This window comes from Pseudomonas sp. CM27 (assembly GCF_013179515.1).
Lineage (GTDB): Bacteria > Pseudomonadota > Gammaproteobacteria > Pseudomonadales > Pseudomonadaceae > Aquipseudomonas.
In genome coordinates, this window is the sequence record NZ_JABMCN010000282.1 from 1 (window position 1) to 7,311 (window position 7,311).

Annotated in this window: 7 protein-coding genes; 1 reads left to right on the plus strand and 6 read right to left on the minus strand. The window is 64.7% G+C overall.

The genetic code is table 11. The features are described 5' to 3' along the window. Positions 1-610 precede the first annotated feature (610 nt). A complete protein-coding gene (locus tag HP547_RS25460) occupies positions 611-1,045 on the plus strand; it encodes a transposase (RefSeq protein WP_172288151.1) in 435 nt (144 codons plus the stop codon). Positions 1,046-1,156: 111 nt separating this feature from the next. Here HP547_RS25460 and HP547_RS25465 read toward each other — a convergent pair whose 3' ends face one another. The 6 genes from HP547_RS25465 to HP547_RS25490 all read right to left on the minus strand — a co-directional run bounded on the left by HP547_RS25465 (position 1,157) and on the right by HP547_RS25490 (position 7,229). Continuing rightward, positions 1,157-2,575: an efflux transporter outer membrane subunit gene (locus tag HP547_RS25465; protein WP_172225494.1), complete on the minus strand. Its 1,419-nt coding sequence runs from the start codon at positions 2,573-2,575 to the stop codon at positions 1,157-1,159. Beyond that, positions 2,572-3,447 (minus strand): HlyD family secretion protein, encoded by an 876-nt coding sequence (locus tag HP547_RS25470; protein WP_172288153.1) that lies wholly within the window; start codon positions 3,445-3,447, stop codon positions 2,572-2,574. The genes HP547_RS25465 and HP547_RS25470 overlap by 4 nt, the downstream gene beginning before the upstream one ends. Beyond that, positions 3,444-3,656: a DUF1656 domain-containing protein gene (locus tag HP547_RS25475; RefSeq protein ID WP_003255905.1), complete on the minus strand. Its 213-nt coding sequence runs from the start codon at positions 3,654-3,656 to the stop codon at positions 3,444-3,446. The genes HP547_RS25470 and HP547_RS25475 overlap by 4 nt, the downstream gene beginning before the upstream one ends. Then, positions 3,653-5,740 (minus strand): FUSC family protein, encoded by a 2,088-nt coding sequence (locus tag HP547_RS25480; protein ID WP_172288155.1) that lies wholly within the window; start codon positions 5,738-5,740, stop codon positions 3,653-3,655. Before HP547_RS25480 ends, HP547_RS25475 begins: the two co-directional genes overlap by 4 nt. After that, positions 5,737-6,189, minus strand: a complete 453-nt coding sequence (locus tag HP547_RS25485; protein ID WP_172288157.1) for a MarR family winged helix-turn-helix transcriptional regulator — start codon at positions 6,187-6,189, stop codon at positions 5,737-5,739. The genes HP547_RS25480 and HP547_RS25485 overlap by 4 nt, the downstream gene beginning before the upstream one ends. A gap of 245 nt (positions 6,190-6,434) precedes the next feature. Next, on the minus strand, positions 6,435-7,229 hold the full coding sequence (locus HP547_RS25490) for a tetratricopeptide repeat protein (RefSeq protein WP_172288159.1): 795 nt from the start codon (positions 7,227-7,229) through the stop codon (positions 6,435-6,437). Positions 7,230-7,311 lie beyond the last annotated feature (82 nt).

Below are 7,311 nucleotides of genomic sequence, written 5' to 3' on the forward strand. Positions count from 1 at the left end.
GCGAGTCGATGAGTGAGAGATTTGGTGGGTCGAGCAGGAGCAGATCGGTGACGGGTGGGTCGGGGACGAGCTTTTTCATGGCGGAACTCCTGTACAAAAAAGAATTCTGCCCTCCGCATCGTCTCACGGATTTGGGTGGCAGTCGTTACACGGGTTGAGACCCGGGGTACAGGAGACCCGGCCAGACCGAAATCTGCCCGTGCACGACCGCCATAAGCGATGCAACCTGTACCAGCCGGGTGTCTCACGCCCGATCGCCTTGCGAGGCGACCCGAGGACGTTATTCCCAGAGCACTTTCCAGCCAAGTCAGCACCATCCGATAGCGGCCGTAGGATAATTCGACACAGAATCAGAACTGAAGCATTTGGTTGCAAGTTCAGAAATGTCCTACGGCTTTAGGGCCCAGGCAAGGGCTTCGCCCTTGATCGCCGGCAAGCCAGCTCCCACACCGACCGCATCGCTCTCAAGCCTAGTGCGGTACCTGTGGGAGCTGGCTTGCTAACGATGAAGCTGCGCCGATGCTACTGGAAATACTGGGTACCAATTCATTCATCGCCGGTAAGTCCATTCCCACTAGCCTGATGAGCAGTTCATCAGGAGAGAGCGCACATGGATCGTCCCCACTCAGACCAGTTAAGGCTCGGCCGATTTTCGGAGACCAGCAGGTTATATCTGCTCACCAGCACAACCTTGGACAGGGTTCCAATGTTCAGTGACTTCCACTGCGCAAGATTGATGGTGGCGGAGTTACGCGTCAGGTCATTGGCCTGGGTGGTAATGCCTGACCACTTTCATTGGCTGGTCGAGCTTGGGCCGGCCAGCTTGAGGCGTGTAATGCGCCGGGTTAAATCCCGGAGCACAGTGATGATCAACAGGCACACAGGACGAAGTGGGCGGCTCTGGCAGAAGGGCTTTCACGACCGGGCATTGCGCAGGGAGGACGATGTACAAGCGGTGGCTCGGTACATAGTCTTGAACCCAAAGCGGGCGGGGCTGGTTTCAAGGGTTGGCGATTATCCGCATTGGGATGCGATTTGGCTCTGATCATGTGTTGTCTGGGAGTTTCTATCGCCGGCAAGCCAGCTCCCACAGGTATTGCACATGGCTTTACGCCGACGCGGTCGAGGTGGGAGCTGGCTTGCCGGCGATTGGGCCTCAAGGCCTGGCGGCGTCCTTCCAGCCCCCACCCAACGCCAGGAACACCCCAATCTGCCCCAACGCCACCTGGCTATTGGCCGCTGCCAGCTGCGCACGCACATCGGTATAGGTGCGCGTGGCCTGCAAATCCGCCAGGAACGACTCACGCCCGGCCTGGTAATATCGGTGCGTCTGGTCCGCGGCTTCCCTGGCCGACGCCTCCGCCTCGGCCAGCGCATCGCGCCGGTCCAGCAGAGCGCTGTATTGCGCGAGCCGGGTCTGGGTTTCGCGAATGGCATTCAGCACCACACCATCGAAATTCGCCAACGCCGCCTGGGTCGACGCTTGCGCCATGCGGATGCGCGCTCGGGTGCCGTTGGTGGGGATGGTCCAGCTGATCTGCGGGCCGAAGCCCCAGCGGTTGGTCGCCGGTTTGCCAAGGTTCTCCAGAATGCCAATGGTGCCGACCTGGGCGCCGATGCTGATGTCCGGGTACAGCGCACCCGTGGCCACGCCGATAGAGGCAGTGGCAGCGGCCAGCTGGCGTTCCGCCTGGCGCACGTCCGGGCGCCGCTTGAGCAGCGCCGCGCCATCGCCCACTGGCACCAGCTGCTTCAGGTGCGGCAGCTCGGCGCAGTCGGCAGTGCCAGCAGGCAACTGATCGACCGGTTTGGCCAGCAAGGCGGCCAGGGTGTACATGCCGGTCTCGCGCTCGGCCTTGAAGCGTGGCAATTCGGCACGCAGCGACTTGAACTGGGTCTGCGAGCGGGTGACCTGGGTTTCGTCGCCACGGCCGGCATCGCGCAGGCGCTGATTGAGCTTCACGCCCTGCTCCTGCAAATCCAGCGACTCACGGGCGATGTGGTACTCCTCATTGGCCGAGCACACCTGGGTATAGGCCCTGACCACGTCCGCAACCAAGGTGATGCGGGCGGTGTCCGCAGCGGCCTGTACCGCGTCGGCATTGGCCTTGGCGGCCTCGGTGCCGCGCTTGAAGGTGCCCCACAGGTCGAACTGGTACGAGGCACTGATGATGGCCTCGCCGATGTTGGCTACCGGCACCTTCTCCGGCTGCAGGAAGGCTTCGCCAGACTCCTGCAGGCGCTGCGCCCCAGCCTTGATACCACCGTTGAATCCGCCCTGGGATTGAGCCACTTCAACCTGGGCGCGGGCCCTGGCGATGTTGGCGGCAGCCACGCGCAGTTCGGTGTTGGCGCTCAAGGCCTGGCGCACCAGTTGGTTCAGCCGTTGATCCTGATACAGCTGCCACCAGTCCTCGGGCACGGGTGCCGACACCACGCTATCGGCATCCTGGCGCAGCGGGCCGTTCAGGTCGCTGCGTTGCACGGCAGCGTCCTTCGGCACCTCATAATCGGGCCCTACCATCATGCAGGCGCCCAGCGACAGGCACAGGCCGGCCAGGATCAGCTGTTTCATGGGCGCTGGCCCTCGATGATCGACACCGTGGCGGTGCGCCCGGCGATCATGCGGAAGTCTTGCGGGACTTCGTCAAAAGCAATGCGCACCGGGATGCGCTGGGCCAGCCGCACCCAGCTGAACGCCGGGTTGACGTTGGGCAGCAGGTTGGCGCCGCTGCTGCGGTCACGGTCTTCGATGCCGGCGGCAAAACTCTGCACATGGCCGCGCAGGCGGGTGTTGTCGCCCATCACGCGGATATCCACGGCGTCGCCGATGTGAATGCCGCCCAGCTTGGTTTCTTCGAAGTAGCCGTCGACGTGGTACGAGGCGCTGTCGACCACCGACAGCACCGGGCGGCCGGCAGTGACGAATTCGTGGTTACGCGGCGCACGGTCGTTGAGGTAACCGTCCACCGGGCTGCGCACCACCGAGCGGTCGAGGTTCAGCTGCGCGGTATCGACCGCCACCTGCGCCTCGCTGACGGCCGAACGGGCACGGGCCTCGCGGGACTGGCTTTCTTCCAGCTGTTCAGCCGCTACCAGGTTGCCCAGCTTGCGGTTGCGCTGTGCCTCGCGAGAAGCCTGGGCCAGGGTTTCCTGGCGTTCGCCAAGGGTAGCCTTGGCCTGGCGCAGGGCCAGGGTGAAGCGGTCCTGGTCGATGGTGAACAGCACGTCGCCGCGCTTGACGATCTGGTTGTCGCGCACCTCGACCTTCTGGATCAGCCCGGACACATCCGGAGCGATCTGGATCACGTCGGCGCGGATGTGGCCGTCGCGGGTCCAGGGGGCGAACATGTAGTAGCCCACCATCTGCCACACGAGCACGGCGGCGAAGGTCACTACCAGCAAGGTCAGGACCACACGGCCCAGGGTAAGCAATGGTTTTTTCATGGCAGCATCAGGTTTCGGCAAAAGTGGTCCACCGCGCCAAGCAGCACGGCATACAGGGCAACGTTGAATAACGCCCGGTGCCAGACCAGGCGGTAGAAATGCAGGCGCACCAGCACCGCGTGCACCCCCAGGAACAGCAGGTAGGTGCCAAACATCATCACCAGCAGCGTGGGCAGGAACACCCCGCTGATATCGAGTTCACCAATCACAGGGGCGCTCCGTCGAGCCCGGGGGGCAGTTGCGGTTGTTCGGCGGGCTCGAGCATCACCTCCACACCCGGCAGCAGGGCCAGGCGCAGGCCGCTGAGGGCATGCAGCAGGTGGGTGCGGGCATCGCCGCGCTCGTACAACTCGTCCAGGTTCAGCGCCAGCCGCGCGCGTTCCATGTTGCGCAGCAGCGCAGCCGGGGCGTGCAGGCGCTCGCCGGCACGCAGGCAGGCAGCGTAGTGCGCGCCCACTTCCTCGATCACCGTGTTCAGGCGCTCGCGAGCCTGCTGGCCGGCACGCGGCATGTAGGCCAGCAGGTCGAGCAGGTTCAGCCCCACGCGCAGGTCACGCAACGCAACGCCGCTGTCCTGGCCGGTTTGCGACAGGCGCGGCAGGTGCTGCATGAGGCGGTCGAGCATCTGCACACCCACCTGACGGTGCTCGGCCAGGGTGGCTGGCTCGGTCATTTCGACGATGTCGCGCCAGACGAAGCGGGTCATGCGCTTGGCCGCCAGCTCTACGCCGAACGGGCGCATCACCACGGTCCAGATGAAGGCGAACAACAGGCCTACGGGGCCAGCCAGGTTGGAGTTGAGGAAGGTGAAGAAGTCGGCGTCGTAGGCGCCCTGGATGCTGATGAAGGTCGAGGTGTTGACGATGGTCAGCAACGTGCCCAGATAGAAGCGTGGCTGTACAGTCAGCGTGCCGACGCAGATGAACGGCACGGCGAAGGCCAGCACCAGCATCGGAAAGTCGTGCAGGTTGGGTAGCACCAGGAACAGGTACAGGCTGGAGAAGATGACCGACATCAGCGTCCAGAAGAAGAACTTGTAGATCTGCGGTGCCGGGTCGTCCATGGCGGCGAAGAAGCTGCACGATACGGCAGCGAGGATCACCGCACTCGCGCCGTCGTGCCAGCCCAGGCCGATCCACAGGCCGCAGGCGACGACAATCGCCAGTACGGTGGACGCCACCGAGTACAGCATCAGGCCGCGGTCGAAGAACGCGGTCAGGCGGCCCAGGCGCCAGTGCCGGTACACCGCGCGCCAGGGTGTGGCGTCATCGCTGCGCAGGGCGTGTTGCAGGGTGCAGCAGTCTTGCCACAGGTCGGCCCATTCGGTCAGCCGGTACAGGGCGTTGGACAGCAGCAGCTCGGCACGCTGGTCGAGTGCCGCAGCGCCGGGTTGCAAGCGCGCGATCTGCTCGTGCAGGGCAGCCCAGCGGGCCACCGAAGCGCTGTCGGCAGTGCCCTTCAGCCATTCACGGGCGGCGTCCAGTACCGGCCGCAACTGGGCGAACTGCGCCGGGGCACGGCCGTCGAGGGCAACCAGGGCATCGTCGAGGGCGTCGATCACCGGCAGCAGGTGGATCATGCGCCCGCGCAGCTCGCGGGCGTTCTTGAGGGTGTGCGGGCCGGCGCCTTCGTGGCCGAGCTGGCCGATCATCAGCTCCAGCGAGTTGAACGTCGCGACCATCGCCCCGCGCATGCCGCCGACCTTGTCTGCACTGGCTTCACGGGCCAGGTAGGTGTCGCTGTAGCGAATGGCCTCGGTGAACCAGTTACCCGTGGCGCCCACCACCACCGGCGCCAACCGGCGCGGCCAGAAGATGGCCCCGACCACCGCCGCGCAGACGATCCCCAGGCAGATTTCCTGGGCACGCGAGGACGCGACGTCGAACACCGCCAGCGGGTTGTCGACCACCGCCAGGGCGATCATCGGCAAGGTGTAGCCGGCCAGCATCAGCACGTAGTTGTTGGCTGTGCGCAGGTTCAACGAGAGGAACAGCAAGGTGCCAGTCCACAAGGCGATGGCAATGCTCAGCAGCAGTGGCGATTGCACCAGCGGCGGCACCAGGAAGATCGCCCCGGCGGCGCCGAGCAGCGTGCCCAGCGCGCGATACAAGGCCTTGGAGCTGGTCGGCCCGACGAACGGGCTGGAGACGATGTACACCGTGGCCATGGCCCAGTAAGGCCGTGGCAGCTGCAAGAGCAAGGCGATGTACAGGGCAATCATCGACGCGGCAAACGTACGCACGCCGTAGAACCAGTCACGGGCCGGCGGTACCGAGCTGAAGAAACCGTTCATGCCGCCCCGCCAGCGCTGCCCAGGCCGGCAGCTTCGAAGGCTCGCAGTACACGCAAGGCGGCTTCGAGGTCGGCCTGGTCGATGCCATGCAGCACCTCGCGGCGCAGGCGCACCAGCTCGGCTTCGATGGCTTCGGCCAAGGCACGGCCCTGGTCGGTCAGGCTCAGAGCCTTGGCGCGACGGTCGAGCGGGTCTTCGCTGCGGCATACCAGGCCGGCCTTGCACAGTTGGTCGAGCAGGCGCACCAGCGACGGGCTTTCCAGGCCGGCAGCCTGGGCCACGGCCACCTGGTGCACGCCATCGCCCAGGCGCACGATCATCAGCAAGGGTGCCGCGCAGGCTTCGGAAATGCCGTAGCCCGTCAGGGCGGTATGGCAGATGCGCCGCCAATGGCGGGCGGCAACCACCATGCCGCTGCTGACTTGCAGGCGCAGGAGATCAAGGGGCATGAAAGGAACCAAGGATATTCATAGTTTGCTAACTATCAATATACGCCTGCCCCACCCCCTGTCGTCAACAGGGGGTGACGGGGGGTATGGATGAATTGTTGTTCATGCTGGGGGTTTAGCACTGCCTGTTCGGGCCTCTTCGCGGGTGAACCCGCTCCCACAGGTACTCCACAAATTCTGAGGTTTGTGGTTTTCATCTGGGAGCGGGTTCACCCGCGAAGAGGACGGCACAGGCGACACAAAACTCAGGGCTGAATCTGGTCTTCCAGCTTCATGGTCAAGGCCAATGTGCTGCCCATCTGCACCGCCCGGTCACGCCACTCCTGGTATCGCATCGCGTCACGGCTGCTGAAATGCACCGCCAGCTCTTCGGCCGCCTGCACCACCCCTGCCGCTGCCGCCAGCTCCAGCCAGTACAGCGCAGCCTTCAGGTCGGCCTCCACATACAGCCCATGCATCAACCGGTAACCCACTTCAAAGCGGCACCGCGCCTCGCCCCGCTCGGCCCCACGCATGAACCACTGGTAGGCCTGCACCAGGTCGACCTGCCAGTCCAGATCGCCATCGCACACCTCCTCCTCGTACAAGTCACCCAAGGCCGCGGCGGCATGTAGCATGCCCCGCTCGAAGGCCTGGCGGTAACACTCCGCCGCCTGCACATAGGAGGCGTCGATGCCTTTGCCGAAGTAGTGCTGCTGCCCAAGGTTGAACCACGCCGCAGCATTACCTTGCAGCGCCGCCATGCGCAGCAGGTGCCCGGCCAGCAGGGTGTCGGCGCGCCAGTACTTGCCGTTGAGCCAGATCCAGCCAAGGTCGTTCAGCGCGGCTACGCTGCCTTGCAACGCCTGACGGCGCAGGTCGGCATACACCGCCTGCAGGTCGCTGGCTTCGTCCAGGCGGTTGACCAACAGTGACCGCTGGCTGGGCAAGCCCACCCCGGCAAACAGCCGCTGTCGTCTCCCGACAGGGGCCGGAGGGGCGATGACCCGCTCGGGCAGAAGGCGGGCAAGCAGCGAATGGATATTGCTGGCAGCAGACATGTTCATCCTCATTGAACGACGCACAACCCCAACCTTCGGCTGTGATGAGGCGTGATTCTGCGTGATGTCACGTCAAAACCTG

Excerpts from the sequence above, each read along its gene's own strand:
- HP547_RS25460 (WP_172288151.1), top strand. The coding sequence starts at position 611 with ATGGATCGTCCCCACTCAGACCAGTTAAGGCTCGGCCGATTTTCGGAG.
- HP547_RS25465 (WP_172225494.1), bottom strand. The coding sequence starts at position 2,575 with ATGAAACAGCTGATCCTGGCCGGCCTGTGCCTGTCGCTGGGCGCCTGC.
- HP547_RS25470 (WP_172288153.1), bottom strand. The coding sequence starts at position 3,447 with ATGAAAAAACCATTGCTTACCCTGGGCCGTGTGGTCCTGACCTTGCTG.
- HP547_RS25480 (WP_172288155.1), bottom strand. The coding sequence starts at position 5,740 with ATGAACGGTTTCTTCAGCTCGGTACCGCCGGCCCGTGACTGGTTCTAC.
- HP547_RS25485 (WP_172288157.1), bottom strand. The coding sequence starts at position 6,189 with ATGCCCCTTGATCTCCTGCGCCTGCAAGTCAGCAGCGGCATGGTGGTT.
- HP547_RS25490 (WP_172288159.1), bottom strand. The coding sequence starts at position 7,229 with ATGTCTGCTGCCAGCAATATCCATTCGCTGCTTGCCCGCCTTCTGCCC.